Annotated in this window: 15 protein-coding genes and 1 tRNA gene; 5 read left to right on the forward strand and 11 right to left on the reverse strand. The window is 67.6% G+C overall.

Annotation, left to right across the window (positions count from 1 at the left end):
* Window positions 1-33 precede the first annotated feature (33 nt).
* From BTO20_RS03570 to ponA2, 7 genes are all read right to left on the reverse strand, one after another.
* Window positions 34-107, reverse strand: a tRNA-Pro gene (locus BTO20_RS03570).
* Window positions 108-238: 131 nt separating this feature from the next.
* Complete coding sequence (locus BTO20_RS03575) at window positions 239-502, reverse strand: SHOCT domain-containing protein (protein WP_087073450.1); 264 nt, start codon at window positions 500-502, stop codon at window positions 239-241.
* Window positions 503-585: 83 nt separating this feature from the next.
* Entirely contained in the window at window positions 586-1,251 is a 666-nt protein-coding gene (locus BTO20_RS03580; protein WP_087073452.1) for a response regulator transcription factor, read from the reverse strand.
* Window positions 1,248-2,411: a sensor histidine kinase gene (locus BTO20_RS03585; protein WP_087073454.1), complete on the reverse strand. Its 1,164-nt coding sequence runs from the start codon at window positions 2,409-2,411 to the stop codon at window positions 1,248-1,250. The genes BTO20_RS03580 and BTO20_RS03585 overlap by 4 nt, the downstream gene beginning before the upstream one ends.
* A gap of 214 nt (window positions 2,412-2,625) precedes the next feature.
* Window positions 2,626-3,732 (reverse strand): L-cysteine desulfhydrase Cds1, encoded by a 1,107-nt coding sequence (gene cds1, locus BTO20_RS03590; RefSeq protein WP_087073456.1) that lies wholly within the window; start codon window positions 3,730-3,732, stop codon window positions 2,626-2,628.
* Window positions 3,729-4,685, reverse strand: a complete 957-nt coding sequence (locus tag BTO20_RS03595) for a metallophosphoesterase (protein ID WP_087073458.1) — start codon at window positions 4,683-4,685, stop codon at window positions 3,729-3,731. Before BTO20_RS03595 ends, cds1 begins: the two co-directional genes overlap by 4 nt.
* Before the next feature lie 81 nt (window positions 4,686-4,766).
* On the reverse strand, window positions 4,767-7,205 hold the full coding sequence (gene ponA2, locus BTO20_RS03600; protein WP_157680129.1) for a transglycosylase/D,D-transpeptidase PonA2: 2,439 nt from the start codon (window positions 7,203-7,205) through the stop codon (window positions 4,767-4,769).
* A gap of 296 nt (window positions 7,206-7,501) precedes the next feature.
* Here ponA2 and BTO20_RS03605 point away from each other — a divergent pair, with 296 nt between their 5' ends.
* The gene (locus tag BTO20_RS03605) at window positions 7,502-7,864 is read left to right on the forward strand and encodes a WhiB family transcriptional regulator (protein WP_087073460.1); all 363 of its coding nucleotides are present in this window, start codon (window positions 7,502-7,504) and stop codon (window positions 7,862-7,864) included.
* A gap of 9 nt (window positions 7,865-7,873) precedes the next feature.
* Here BTO20_RS03605 and BTO20_RS03610 read toward each other — a convergent pair whose 3' ends face one another.
* Window positions 7,874-8,977 carry an ArsA family ATPase gene (locus tag BTO20_RS03610; protein ID WP_198344453.1) on the reverse strand — a complete coding sequence of 368 codons (1,104 nt, stop codon included), beginning with the start codon at window positions 8,975-8,977 and terminating at the stop codon, window positions 7,874-7,876.
* Between the two features lie 29 nt (window positions 8,978-9,006).
* Window positions 9,007-10,035, reverse strand: a complete 1,029-nt coding sequence (locus BTO20_RS03615) for an ArsA family ATPase (protein WP_087073464.1) — start codon at window positions 10,033-10,035, stop codon at window positions 9,007-9,009.
* Between the two features lie 83 nt (window positions 10,036-10,118).
* On the opposite strand from BTO20_RS03615, the gene BTO20_RS03620 reads away from it, so the two are divergent.
* Genes BTO20_RS03620 through BTO20_RS03630 form a run of 3 tightly spaced genes read left to right on the forward strand, consistent with a single transcriptional unit; the run spans window position 10,119 to window position 11,529 of the window.
* Window positions 10,119-10,280, forward strand: a complete 162-nt coding sequence (locus BTO20_RS03620) for a DUF4177 domain-containing protein (protein WP_018603531.1) — start codon at window positions 10,119-10,121, stop codon at window positions 10,278-10,280.
* A complete protein-coding gene (locus BTO20_RS03625) occupies window positions 10,277-10,732 on the forward strand; it encodes a RidA family protein (protein ID WP_087073466.1) in 456 nt (151 codons plus the stop codon). The genes BTO20_RS03620 and BTO20_RS03625 overlap by 4 nt, the downstream gene beginning before the upstream one ends.
* Entirely contained in the window at window positions 10,729-11,529 is an 801-nt protein-coding gene (locus tag BTO20_RS03630) for an MBL fold metallo-hydrolase (protein WP_087073468.1), read from the forward strand. Before BTO20_RS03625 ends, BTO20_RS03630 begins: the two co-directional genes overlap by 4 nt.
* Here the strand turns inward: BTO20_RS03630 and crp are convergent.
* Together crp and BTO20_RS03640 are read right to left on the reverse strand one after the other, a co-directional pair.
* Entirely contained in the window at window positions 11,526-12,200 is a 675-nt protein-coding gene (crp, locus tag BTO20_RS03635; RefSeq protein WP_087073470.1) for a cAMP-activated global transcriptional regulator CRP, read from the reverse strand. The two genes, BTO20_RS03630 and crp, sit on opposite strands and share 4 nt — an antisense overlap.
* Before the next feature lie 90 nt (window positions 12,201-12,290).
* Window positions 12,291-12,524: a hypothetical protein gene (locus BTO20_RS03640; protein WP_087073472.1), complete on the reverse strand. Its 234-nt coding sequence runs from the start codon at window positions 12,522-12,524 to the stop codon at window positions 12,291-12,293.
* 190 nt (window positions 12,525-12,714) lie between these two features.
* Here BTO20_RS03640 and nth point away from each other — a divergent pair, with 190 nt between their 5' ends.
* Window positions 12,715-13,395 carry an endonuclease III gene (gene nth, locus BTO20_RS03645; protein WP_198344454.1) on the forward strand — a complete coding sequence of 227 codons (681 nt, stop codon included), beginning with the start codon at window positions 12,715-12,717 and terminating at the stop codon, window positions 13,393-13,395.
* Window positions 13,396-13,400 lie beyond the last annotated feature (5 nt).

Raw genomic sequence — 13,400 nt, forward strand, 5'->3', positions numbered from 1 at the left:
CGTCCTCGTTGCCACTACCTGCACTTCTCACTGTCGGGGTGGCGGGATTCGAACCCACGACCTCTTCGTCCCGAACGAAGCGCGCTACCAAGCTGCGCCACACCCCGTGTGAAGCCACGACAGCGTATCGCACCGGGGTGGTCGAAAGCCAAACGGTTACCGGCGCCGAGTTCGACGCCAGGGTCGTTGATAGCGCGTGAGCGCGACCCTGGCGTCGAACTCGACGCTGCACCGCAGATCAGCGACGTGTTTCGCGCAGGACGGCCAGCCGCCCGCGGTACTCGGCTTCGTTGACCTCGCCCTTGGCGTAGGCGTCGCGCAGGGTGCGTTCGCCCTGACGTCCGCGGAACCTGCGGACCGTGAAGACGATGCCGACGACCACGAGCGTCCAGAACGTCAGGGGGATCAGCAGGAACCAGGGGTTCCACGCGTGCTCGGCGAATCGGGGCCCGTGCTCGGCGAGGAATGTGGTTGCGGTGGGGGTGATTTCGTGGATGGTCATACCTCAAGCCTGCTGGGTGAGGGCGTCGGGAACATCGGCCCGCGGGCGTCATCTGCGGTACGCGCCCATGCGTAGTGCCCGGGTCAGCCCTGCCACCGTGGGCGTACCAGCCCGCTCTCGTAGGCCAGCACCACCAGCTGAGTGCGATCGCGGGCGTCCAGCTTCGTCAGGATGCGGCTGACGTGGGTGCGGGCGGTGGCCGGGCTCATGAACAGCCGCTCGCCGATCTCCGCGTTGCTCAGCCCTTCGGCGACCAAGGCCATTACTTCCCGCTCGCGTGAGGTCAGATCGGGTAGCGCCGGCGCGGCAGGGGTCTTGGCGTGTGCGGCGAACTCCGCGACCAGCCGACGCGTCACCGACGGCGAGAGCAGGGCATCGCCGTCGGCCACCACGCGCACGGCGCGCACCAGCTCGGCCGGCTCGGTGTGCTTGACCAGAAACCCGCTGGCCCCGGCCCGCATCGCCTCGAACACATACTCGTCGAGCTCGAATGTGGTCAGCACGACCACCCGCACACCGGTCAACTCCGGATCGCTCGCGATGGCTCGGGTGGCGGCCAGGCCGTCCATCTCCGGCATCCGGATGTCCATGAGAACCACGTCGGGACGTAGGTCGACGGCGGCTGCCAGGGCCCGGGACCCCGTGTCGGCCTCGGCCACCACCTCGATGCCGTCCTGCGCGTCCAGCAGCGCCACGAAACCGGCCCGCACGAGCGCTTGATCGTCGGCAACCACTACACGAATCGTCATGAGGCGTAAGTGCTTTCGTCGATGGGCAGGCTGGCCCGCACGCTGAACCCACCACCGGGCGCGCGCCCGGCGCTGAACGCCCCGCCCAGTGCACGCGCCCGCTCCCGCATGCCGGTGATGCCGCTGCCGCCCGCCGAGGTGCCTGCACGCGGAGCGCCATTGTCGTCGACGGCCACCGACAACCGAGATCCGGTGTAGTCCACGGTGACCGCGGCGCTGGTGGCGGTGGAGTGGCGCACGACGTTGGTCAAGGACTCCTGCACGATGCGGGCCGCGGCCACGTCGATCACCGCGGGCAACGGCTGCGGCTCGCCGGTCACCGTCGCCGTTACGGTCAGTCCCGTCGCGCGGGCCGGGCCCAGCAGGCCGTCGAGATCGGCGATGCCCGGGGTCGGTGCGGTGGGCTCGCCGCCCTCGGCGCGCAACGCGGTGACCAACGAGTGCACGTCTGAAATCGCTTGGCGGCTGGCATCTTTGATGGCCGCCAGGGCCGGACCGGCCCGCTCTGGTTGCTTGTCGAGGAGCTCGAGCGCCACCGATGACTGCACGTTTATCATCGACAGGCTGTGCGCCAGCACGTCGTGCAGCTCGCGGGCAATGGCCAGCCGTGCGGCCGTCGCCTCCCGCTGCCGTTCCGACCGCGCCGCCGACGCCACGGCGTCCTGCCGGAGTCGACGCGCTTCCACCACCGACCGGCGCTGTCGCAGCCCCTCGGCGATGGCCACGAGCACCAGCAGCCATGCGCCCAGCCCGCCGATCGCCTCGAGCGGCGGACGGGGCTGGCCCGCCAGCCAGGGGATCACCCACGCGGCCGCCCAGCCGATCAGCGGCAGCGGGTAGGTCCACCACCGCGGGCACACCGTCGCGGCCCGCACGAACGCCACCACGAGCGACAGGAACACCGGCCCGGGACCGAAGCCCGCCAGCACATACGCCGAGGTGATCGCCGTGACGGCCAGCAGAACCGGATAGGGGTGGCGGTAACGCGCCAACAGCACCAGCGGCCCGGCCAGCAGCAGCACGAAACCGAACCAGGTCAGCGGCGCCAGCTCAGGGCCGCGGTGATGACGCATCCCGGTGCTGCCGGCCACCTGGACGACCGCGACGAGCACCGGCACCAGCCACAACGCCGGGCGGCGGAGATCGGCGCTGGCGTCCATAACCGCAACCTAGTCCGGCGTGCTCACCGCGGCATCCGCGCCGCGGCGTACATCACCATCCGCCGCGGGATGGATTCGGCATGTCGGTGGCGTTGTGCACACTGAACCCACCGGCACGACTGGAGACCACCATGACAACCTTGGGCGCCACCATCTACCTGGGTTTTTTCGCGGTCGCAGCGCTGTGGCTGTTCGCAACGGCTGACGCCGACGATCAGGACCAGGAACCCGAGCGTTCGAACTCGGCGAGCACCGCGGCGGGTCCGGACGGGTCCAGTCCCTGGGCGCTCACCCAGTCATCGTCGAAGTAGGTGTCGGCGTAGCGGTCGCCGCTGTCGGCCAACAGCGTCACCACCGACCCGCTCTGCCCGTGTTTGACCATCTCGGCGAGCAAGCCGAACGCGCCCCAGATGTTGGTGCCCGTGGACGGCCCGACCCGGCGCCCCAGGACAACGCTGACGTGGCGTGCCGCCGCGACCGACGCCGCATCGGGCACCGACACCATGCGGTCCACCACATCGGGCAGAAACGACGGCTCGACCCGTGGTCGGCCGATTCCCTCGATGCGCGACGACGCCCCGGTGACGATGTCGCTGCGCCCCTGCGCGTAGGCGGGGAAGAACGCCGAGTTCTCGGGGTCGACGACGCAGAGCCGGGTCGCGTGCCGGCGGTACCGGATGAACCGCCCGATCGTCGCGCTGGTGCCGCCGGTGCCCGCGCCCACCACGACCCACTCCGGAATCGGATGGGCCTCCATCTGCATCTGCTCGAAGATCGACACGGCGATGTTGTTATTGCCGCGCCAGTCGGTGGCCCGCTCGGCGTTGGTGAACTGGTCCAGGTAGTGCCCGCCGGTCTCGTCGGCCAGCCGTTGCGCCTCGTCGTACACCTGAGAGGATTTCGCGACGAAATGGCAACGGCCGCCCTGAGATTCGATGAGGGCGATCTTGGCGGTGCTGGTGGACGACGGCACCACCGCGATGAACGGCAGGCCCAGCAGCGCAGCGAAATACGCTTCCGAGACCGCTGTGGAACCCGACGAGGCCTCGATCACCGTGGTCTTCTCGGCGATCCACCCGTTGCACAGCCCGTAGAGAAACAGCGATCGGGCCAGCCGGTGCTTGAGGCTTCCGGTGATGTGGGTCGACTCGTCCTTGAGATACAGGGCCACGTCGACGCCGTCACACCATGCCGAGGGCAACGGGTAGCGCAACAAGTGGGTGTCGGCGCTGCGCCGGGCATCGGCCTCGATCAATCGGACCGCGTTGTCCACCCACTCACGTGGCTGGCTGCGCGACGCCGTGCCCGCCGGTGTGTTCACCGTGCGGAGACGGTCGGCGACGACGTGCCGGCGCGACTGCCGACATGACCACCACCGGTGGGCGCTGCCACCAGCGTCAGCAGCGTCGCCTCCGGGCGGCAGCAGAACCGCATCGGGGCGTACGGGGACGTGCCGATGCCCGCCGAGACGTGCAGTGCCATGTTCGCGCCCCATCGGGAGGCGCCCTTGGCCCGCGACCGGTCCAGATCGCAGTTGGTGACGAGTGCGCCGTAGAACGGCAGGCACAACTGCCCGCCGTGGGTGTGGCCGGCCAGCACCAGCTGGTAGCCATCGGCCGCGAAGCGGTCCAGCACCCGCGGTTCGGGGGAGTGCGTCAACCCGAGCGTGAGGTTCGCGGCGCTGTTGGCCGCCCCGGCGATGGTGTCGTAGCGGTCCCGCTTGAGATGCGGATCGTCGACTCCGGCGACCGAGATGTGCAGCCCGGCCACCTCGATGTCGCGGCGCGTGTGGGTGAGGTCATGCCAGCCCCGTTCGGTGAACGCCGCCCGCAGGTCCTGCCATGGCAGTGGATCGCCGTGCACGCGGTGCTGCGGTTTGATCACGTAGTTGAGCGGGTTCTTCAGCCGCGGCGCGAAGTAGTCGTTGCTGCCGAACACGAACAGGCCCGGCACCGACAGCAGCTCGCTCAGCGACTGCACGACGGCGGGGACCGCCTTGGTGTGCGCCAGGTTGTCGCCGGTGTTGACCACCAGGTCCGGCTCGAGGCGGGCCAGGTCGCGTAACCACGCCTGCTTGCGGTGCTGACCGGGCCGCATGTGCAGATCGGACAGGTGCAGCACCCGCAGCGGCGACGATCCCGGTGCCAGCACCGGCATGGTCGCTTCGCGCAGGACGAATGCGTTGCGTTCGATGAGCGACGCGTACCCGATCCCGGCCACCAACGAGCCGGTGGCGACGGCGGCTGTCTTCTTGGCTACCGAGGCGGCTGACATGGTGGCAGCCTACTGCCCGATGCTGTGCCGTACCGCTTCTTGGCCGGTCAGGGTGGGCTGATGCACGTCACGATCTGACCGTCACGGCGGTGGCGGGGGTCCGAGCACCGGCACGGTGATCGGCGGCAGACCGGGGATCTCCACGACCGTCTGGCCGATCTCGGGCGGCGGACCGCCCGGCAGCGGTATCGCCACCGGTGGAGGCGGCGGTGGTGGCGGGATGCCGTTGCTGATCTGGATCGTGACGATCGAGCCGGGGATGGTCTGTCCGCTGGGCGTCGTGCCGACGACGGTGCCGTACTTGGCGCTGCTGTTGACCGATGCGCTGCCGTCGGCGACCTGGAAACCGGCCTCCTTCAGTCGCTGTCGCGCCGCGTTCTCGTCCAGGCCGTTGACCGTGGGCACCTGCGAGCCGGGCCCGCCGTCGACGTACCGCGGATCGGTCGGCGGCAACGCGACCGGGCCGAAGTTGTTGCCGATCGGCTTCATCGCGGTGAACCAGGTGCGGGCGGGCTCGTTGCCACCGAACAGGTTGCCGTTGCCGCATTGACGCAGCGGGAACGAGCACAGCTCACTGGGCGTCGACGAGTCGTCGTAGATGTAGTTGGACGCGGCGTACTGGTTGGTGAAACCGAGGAAGGCCGAGGACTTGTTGTTCTCGGTCGTTCCGGTCTTGCCGGACATCGGCAGATCCCAGCCCACCGAGCCTGCGGCACCCGCCGAGGTGCCGGAACCGGTGTCGTCCTTGCTCATGGCGTTGGCCAAAGTGTTGGCCAACCCTTCCGGCACCACCTGTTCGCAGGTCTCGGTGGTCACCGAGACCTCCTGACCGTGGCGGTCGACGACCTTGTCGATCGGATTGGGCGGGCACCACATGCCACCGGAAGCCAGGGTGGCTGCCACATTCGACAGCTCCAGCCCGTTCACCTCGAGCGGCCCCAGCGTGAACGACCCGATGTTCTGTCTCTTGACGAAATCGGCGAGGCTCTCGTTGCTGTCCGGGTCGTAATCGCGTGCCGTGCCGGGCATCGCATAGGACCGCAGGCCCAGCTTGACCGCCATGTCGACCACCCGCGGCACGCCGATCTGCGAGATCAGCTTGGCGAACGCGGTGTTCGGCGAGGTGGCCAGCGCCTCCGTGACGCTCATGGAGCCCTTGTAGTTGCCCGCGTTCTTCACGCACCAGGTTTCCTTCGGGCAGCCAGGGGTGTCGCTGCTGCCCAGACCCTTGGCCTGGAAGAACCCGGGCACGGGCAGCGTGGTGTTGATGCCCATCCCCATGTCCATGGCCGCGGCCGTGGTGAAGATCTTGAAGATCGACCCCGCGCCGTTGCCCACGAGGGAGAACGGTTGCGGCTGCATGGTTTCGCCTGCGTCGGTGTTCAGGCCGTAGGTGCGGTTGCTGGCCATCGCCACCACCGGGTGCGACGTCTTGCCCGGCTTGACCACGCTCATCACGCTGGCGATGCCGTCGATCGTCGGGCTCGCGATGCCGTCGATCGCCGATTTCACCGGCACCTGCACATCGGGATCCAGCGTGGTCTTGATCAGGTAACCGCCCTTGGCGACCTGCTCCTTGCTCAGGCCTGCCCGGGCCAGGTACTCCAGCGCGTAATCACAGAAGAACGCCCGGTCACCCGCGGCGATGCAGCCGCGCGGGAGCTGGTTGGGCTGCGGCAGGATGCCGAGCGGCTGCTCCTTGGCGGCCCGCAGCGCGTCGGCTTCCTGCGGGATGTTGTCGATCATCGTGTCCAGCACCAGGTTCCGGCGGGCCAGGGCGCCGTCGGGGTTGGTGTAGGGATTGAGCGTGCTGGTCGACTGCACCATGCCCGCCAGCAGGGCGGCCTGCTGCCAGTTCAGCTCAGAGGCGTTGATGCCGAAATAGGTCTGGGCCGCGTCCTGGATGCCGTAGGAGCCGTTGCCGAACGACACCAGATTCAGGTAGCGGGTGAGGATCTCGGGCTTGGTGAACGTCTTGTCCAGCGTCAACGCCATCCGGATCTCGCGGAGCTTGCGGGCCGGGGTGGTCTCGATGGCGGCGCGGCGCTCGGCGTCGGTCTGCGCGACCACCAGCAGTTGGTAGTTCTTCACATACTGCTGCTCGAGCGTGGAGCCACCACGGGTGTCGGCGTTCCCGGACAGATAACCGGACAGACCGGTCAGGGTGCCCTGCCAGTCCACACCGTTATGTTCGGCAAACCGTTTGTCCTCGATGGAGACGATCGCCAGCTTCATGGTGTTGGCGATCTGATCGCTCGGTACTTCGAACCGGCGCTGCGAGTAGAGCCACGCGATGGTGTTGCCCTTGGCGTCGACCATCGTCGACACCTGCGGCACGTCGCCTTCCACCAATGCGGCCGAGCCGTTGGCAACGACGTCGGAGGCGCGGTTGGACATCAGCCCGAATCCGCCGACGACCGGGAACATGAAGGCGGCCGCGAGCACGCTGGCCAGTAGGCAGCACCAGGCGAGCTTTATGACCGTGACCGTGGTGGGCGGTCGCGTCGGCTGGTCTGGCATGGGTACAGAGTAACGACGCTTCCCTGGGGGTTCACCGGCGAGCGGACGAACGGCGTTATCACGATCTCGCTGGGGAAACGGCGTAAACGCCGCGATGCATGATCAGACTGCACGGCCGTCCCAAAAAAGTGCCTCGCAAACTGTTGCGTTAATACCCTCTGACCACCTAGCTTGGACACACAGTGCGACCCAGGTAACACAGGCTGGCGCAATGTGGCGTAGATCGCATCGGCGTTCTACACCGGAGGGCTCACCGTCGGCCATAGCGGTCGAAGGTTGGAACGAAGGGATCGCAGGTGTCAGATTCACGGACTGCCACGCGCAAGACGACTACGGCCACATCCATCCCTGCTCACAGTTTGGCACACGGAGCCGAGGCAGAAGCGCGCATCGCATGGGTGTCGCAGGCCCGGTGCAGGCAGGCCGATCCTGACGAACTGTTCGTCCGCGGTGCGGCCCAGCGCAAAGCCGCGGTGATCTGCAGGCACTGCCCGGTGATCCTCGAATGCGGGGCCGATGCACTGGACAACCGCGTCGAGTTCGGAGTCTGGGGCGGAATGACCGAGCGTCAGCGTCGCGCACTGCTCAAGCAGCACCCCGAAGTTGTTTCCTGGGCGGACTTCTTCGCCGCCCAGCGCAAACATCGCAGCGCTGTCTAGCGCACCTCTCTAGACGGGTTCCCCGACGCCGGTGATCTGATCGGCGATCGCCCGCAACGCTTCGAGATCCGACACGTCGAACGGCAGTGACGGCACGCCGACGATGGCGACGTGCGGATTGGCCCCCGTGAACCGGGACAGCAGCCGCACCTCGCGCTTGGCGGTCTGAGCCCGGTCGGCGTGGATGCGCAACACCGCAACCGCCAGTGAATCAGGATCTTCGGCCGCCAGGTCGTCAGCGGCTTCTTCGGCCTTCTCGGCGTGCAGATCGCTCAACGTGGGGTGGGTCCGGTTCAGGATCAACCCCGCCAGCGGCATGTTCTCTCCGGCGAGGCGGTCGACGAAGAACGACGCCTCGCGCAGTGCGTCGGGCTCGGCGGCCGACACCACCACGAACTGGGTACCGCGGCGCTTGAGCAATTCATAAGTGCGGTCGGCCTTTTCGCGGAACCCGCCGAACGTGGCATCCAGCGACTGGACGAAACCTGCTGCATCGGAAAGCATTTGAGAACCCAGCACGGTGGACAGGGCCTTCATCGCCAGGCCCATCGCGCCGGTGACGAGCCGGCCGATGCCGCGGCCCGGGGCCAGCAGCATGCGCCACAGCCGGCTGTCCATGAAGCTGCCCAACCGTTTTGGGGCGTCGAGGAAGTCCAGCGCATTGCGCGACGGCGGGGTGTCGACGACGACGAGATCCCACTTGTCCTCGGCCAGCAGCTGACCGAGCTTCTCCATGGCCATGTATTCCTGCGTGCCGGCCAGTGAGGTCGCCACGGTTTGGTAAAACTGGTTCTCCAGAATGGAATCGGCGCGGCCCGGCCCCGAGTACTGGATCACCATCTCGTCGAACGTGCGGCGCATGTCGAGCATCATCGCGTGCAGTTCGCCGGTGACCTCGGGGGCCAGCGGAACCCGTTGCGGGGTATTGCCGAGATCCTTGATGCCCAGTGCCTGTGCCAGTCGTTTGGCCGGGTCGATGGTGAGCACCACGACGGTGCGGCCGTACTCGGCGGCGCGCAGCGCCATCGCGGCTGCAGTGGTCGTCTTGCCGACACCGCCTGCGCCGCAACACACTACGACGCGGTTGGAGGTGTCGGCGAGGATGGCGCCCATGTCGAGGGCTGCGGGTTTGGTGCTCACGGCTATCGGACCCCCTGTTGGGCAAGAGCTTCGGCGAGTTCGTAGAGGCTGCCCAGGTCGACACCGTCGGACAGCGCGGGCAGCTCGAGGCGCGGGACGTCGAGGGCATCGAGCTGCTCGGCGCTCTCCGCGCGCGCGGTGAGCCGGGTCGCGTGTTGGATGGTCTCGGTCAGCAGGCCGGCGAAATCACTGTCGGACAACGTGATTCCGACCTTGGACAGTCCCGCCCGCACCGCGTCGGCGTCGATGTCCCCGTCGGCCGCCTTGGCCAGATCCTCCGGGGACAGATAGGCCGGGATGTTGCGGTTGACGATGACGCTGCCGATCGGCAGGCCCAACTCGTTGAGCTCGTCGATGGCCTCCAGGGTTTCCTGGATGGGCAGTGCCTCCAGCAGGGTCACCAGATGGATCGCGGTCTGATCGGAGTGCAACAGCTTGACCACACCGTCGGCCTGCGAGTGCACCGGGCCGCCCTTGGCCAGGTCCGAGACGGCCTTGGTGACGTCGAGGAACCGCGAGATGCGGCCGGTGGGAGGAGAGTCGACGACGACCGCGTCGTAGGCGATGCGCTTGGCCTTCTCGCTGCGGTCGGTTCGCGTGACGATCTCTTTGATCTTGCCGGTGAGCAGCACGTCGCGCAGGCCCGGTGCGATGGTGGTGGCGAACTCGATGGCGCCGATGCGGCGCATCGCCCGGCCGGCCAGGCCGAGGTTGTAGAACATGTCGAGGTACTCCAGAAAAGCGGCCTCGATGTCGATGGCCAGGGCGTTGACCTGGCCGCCGCCCTCGGCGGTGGCGATCTTGACCTCCTCGTACGGCAGCGGCGGCACGTCGAAGAGTTGCGCGATGCCCTGCCGTTCCTCGACCTCCACCAGCAGCACGCGACGCCCGCCGGCCGCCAGGGCCAGCGCCAGGGCTGCAGCGATGGTGGATTTGCCGGTACCGCCCTTGCCTGACACGAAATGCAGACGGGCCTTGGTCAGCCGCGACGGCCAGCCGACGTGCTTGGCCGTGCTTTCTGTGGTTGCCACAACTGCATGCTAACTGGGTTCAACTGGTGCTCCTCGCGTGCGCGGGTAGATGAGAAGAGAAGCTCGCCCGATAAGCTCAGCCCATGAGCGAACCGACCCGGTGGGAGTACGCAACCGTGCCGTTGCTGACGCACGCCACAAAACAGATTCTCGACCAGTGGGGCCATGACGGCTGGGAGCTGGTTTCCGTGCTGCCCGGCCCGACGGGTGAACAGCATGTCGCCTACCTGAAGAGGCCGAAGTGACTGTCTCGCAGCGACTGACCGAACTGGGCATCGAACTGCCCGAGGTGGTGGCGCCCCTGGCCGCCTACGTGCCGGCGACCCGCACCGGAAATCTGGTGTACACCGCCGGGCAGCTGCCCATCCAGAACGGCGAGCTTGTCGCGACCGGCAAGGTCGGCGCCGAGGTCAGCCCCGAGCAGGCCAGTGAACTGGCCCGGCTGTGCGGGCTCAACGCGCTGGCCGCGGTGCACGCGCTGGTGGGCATCGACTCCGTCGTCAAGGTCGTCAAGGTGGTCGGCTTCGTGGCGTCGGCACCCGGCTTCAGCGGGCAGCCCGGCGTCGTCAACGGCGCCTCCGAACTGTTCGGTGCCGTGTTCGGCGAGGCCGGAGCGCACGCGCGGTCGGCGGTCGGGGTGTCGGAGTTGCCGCGTAATGCGCCGGTGGAAGTCGAGATCATCGTAGAGGTCGCGTGACCTCAGGCGCGGAGCTGCAGCACCCGGCCTACGGGCTGTTGAGGCCGGTCATCGAGACAGACACGGTGTCGGCCTCGGTGCTGCTGTGCAACAACCCGGGTTTGATGACCCTGGAGGGCACCAACACCTGGGTGTTGCGCGCGCCGGGCAGCGACGAGATGGTCGTCGTGGACCCCGGCCCCGACGATGACGAGCACATCGCCCGCATCGCCGAGCTCGGCCGGATTCCGCTGGTGCTGATCAGCCACAAGCACGACGACCATACGGGCGCGATCGACAAGGTCGTCGACGCCACGGGGGCCACGGTGCGTTCGGTGGGCAGTGGCTTCCTCCGCGGTCTCGGTGGCCCGCTGTCCGATGGCGAGGTCATCGACGCCGCGGGCCTGCGGATCACCGTCATGGCCACACCCGGGCACACGGCCGACTCGTTGAGCTTCGTGCTCGACGACGCGGTGTTGACCGCGGACACCGTGCTGGGCCGTGGCACCACCGTCATCGACACCGAAGACGGCAGCCTGCGTGACTATCTGGAGTCACTGCGCCGGCTGCGGGGCCTGGGCGGACGTACGGTGCTGCCTGGCCACGGCCCGGAGCTGGGCGACCTCGAAGCCGTCGCCGAGATGTATCTGGCACACCGCGAGGACCGGCTCAACCAGGTCCGGGGTGCGCTGCGGGAACTCGGCGACGACGCGACCGCGCGTCAGGTCGTCGAGCACGTGTACACCGATGTGGACAAAAAACTGTGGCCTGCAGCCGAATGGTCGGTGCAGGCCCAGCTGGACTATCTACGTACTTAGCGTGCTCGCCTAGCGAGGCGCTCGCTGTCGGAGATCAGCACGCTCTTGCCCTCCAGGCGGATCCATCCGCGGTGGGCGAAGTCGGCCAGTGCCTTGTTCACGGTCTCGCGTGAGGCGCCGACCAACTGGGCGATCTCTTCCTGCGTCAGGTCGTGGGTGACACGCAGCGCGCCGCCCTCCTGGGTGCCGAACCGCTGGGCGAGCTGCAACAGCTGCTTGGCGACGCGGCCTGGCACGTCGGTGAAGATCAGGTCGGCCAGGTTGTTGTTGGTGCGCCGGAGCCGACGGGCGAGCACGCGCAGCAGCTGCTCGGCGATCTCGGGCCGGTCGGCGATCCAGGCGCGCAGCGCGTCACGGTCCATCGACACGGCGCGCACCTCGGTGATGGTGGTGGCGCTGGAGGTACGGGGACCCGGGTCGAAGATCGACAGCTCACCGAACATGTCCGACGGACCCATGATGGTCAGCAGGTTCTCCCGGCCGTCGGGTGAGCGGCGGCCGATCTTCACCTTGCCGGAGATGATGATGTACAGCCGGTCACCGGGCTCGCCTTCGGCGAACACGGTATGCCCGCGCGGGAAGTCGACTGGCTGCAGCTGCTTGGTGAGCGCTGATACGGCGGTGGGTTCGACTCCCTGGGAGATTCCGGCCCTGGCCAGGATCTCGTCCACGTTGTTCCTCTTAAGGTGTCGGGTGGTATTGACCCTCTATTGACAATTCATGATCAGTCTAGAGGTACGCGGTTTCGCGACTAGCCCACGCTACACACGATTGGCATGGCGAGTCGTGTGAAATCCGGGATTCGTCGCGTGCTGGCTGTACACCCGCGTGGGCAAACGGTCGCCGTCGAGGCTCGCGAGCCGCCGCTGTAGACCGTTCAATGTGTCGCGCGTACCGGTGGGGCGCTCGGTGGCGAGCCAATTCTCGAGCCGGCCGAGCCCGACCGCCACCAGCATCAGCAAGGCGGGGACGAGCGCCACCAGCAACCACGACACAAGGGTGAAGTAAACACGGTGTAGGTCTCAGGGAGGTCACGAAATGCCACCAGGTCCGCTGCCGGGTGTGTCGGTGGGGATCAGTACCCTGGCAAGGGTGAGCGCGGGTGCCGCCCGAACAGGGAAAACAGCCCGTCCCAAGAACTGGGACACCGAGACGCATCTTGGCCTGGTCCGCCGCGCCAGACGCATGAATCGTGAACTCGCCCAGGCATTTCCGCATGTGTACTGCGAACTGGACTTCACCAACCCGCTGGAGTTGGCCGTCGCCACCATCCTGTCGGCGCAGAGCACCGACAAGCGGGTCAACCTGACCACCCCGGCGTTGTTCCTCAAGTACCGCACCGCGCTGGACTACGCGCAGGCCGACCGTACCGAGATGGAAGAGCTGATCCGGCCGACCGGGTTCTATCGGAACAAGACCACGTCGCTGATCCGGTTGGGGCAGGAGCTTGTCGCGCGGTTCGACGGCGAGGTGCCCGCCACGATGGAAGACCTGGTGACGCTGCCGGGCATCGGGCGCAAGACGGCCAACGTCATCCTGGGTAACGCCTTCGACATCCCCGGTATCACCGTCGACACCCATTTCGGCAGGCTCGTGCGGCGGTGGCGCTGGACCGCCGAGGAGGACCCGGTGAAGGTCGAGCACGCCGTCGGCGAGCTGATCGAACGCAGTGAGTGGACGCTGCTCAGCCACCGGGTGATCTTCCATGGCCGCCGGGTGTGTCATGCCCGCAAACCGGCCTGCGGCGTGTGCGTGCTGGCCAAGGACTGCCCGTCGTTCGGCACCGGTCCCACCGATCCGCTGATCGCCGCCCCGCTGGTCAAAGGCCCCGAGACCGAACATCTGCTGGCGCTGGCCGGGCTCTGAGGCCC

Source organism: Mycobacterium dioxanotrophicus, from assembly GCF_002157835.1.
GTDB lineage: Bacteria > Actinomycetota > Actinomycetes > Mycobacteriales > Mycobacteriaceae > Mycobacterium > Mycobacterium dioxanotrophicus.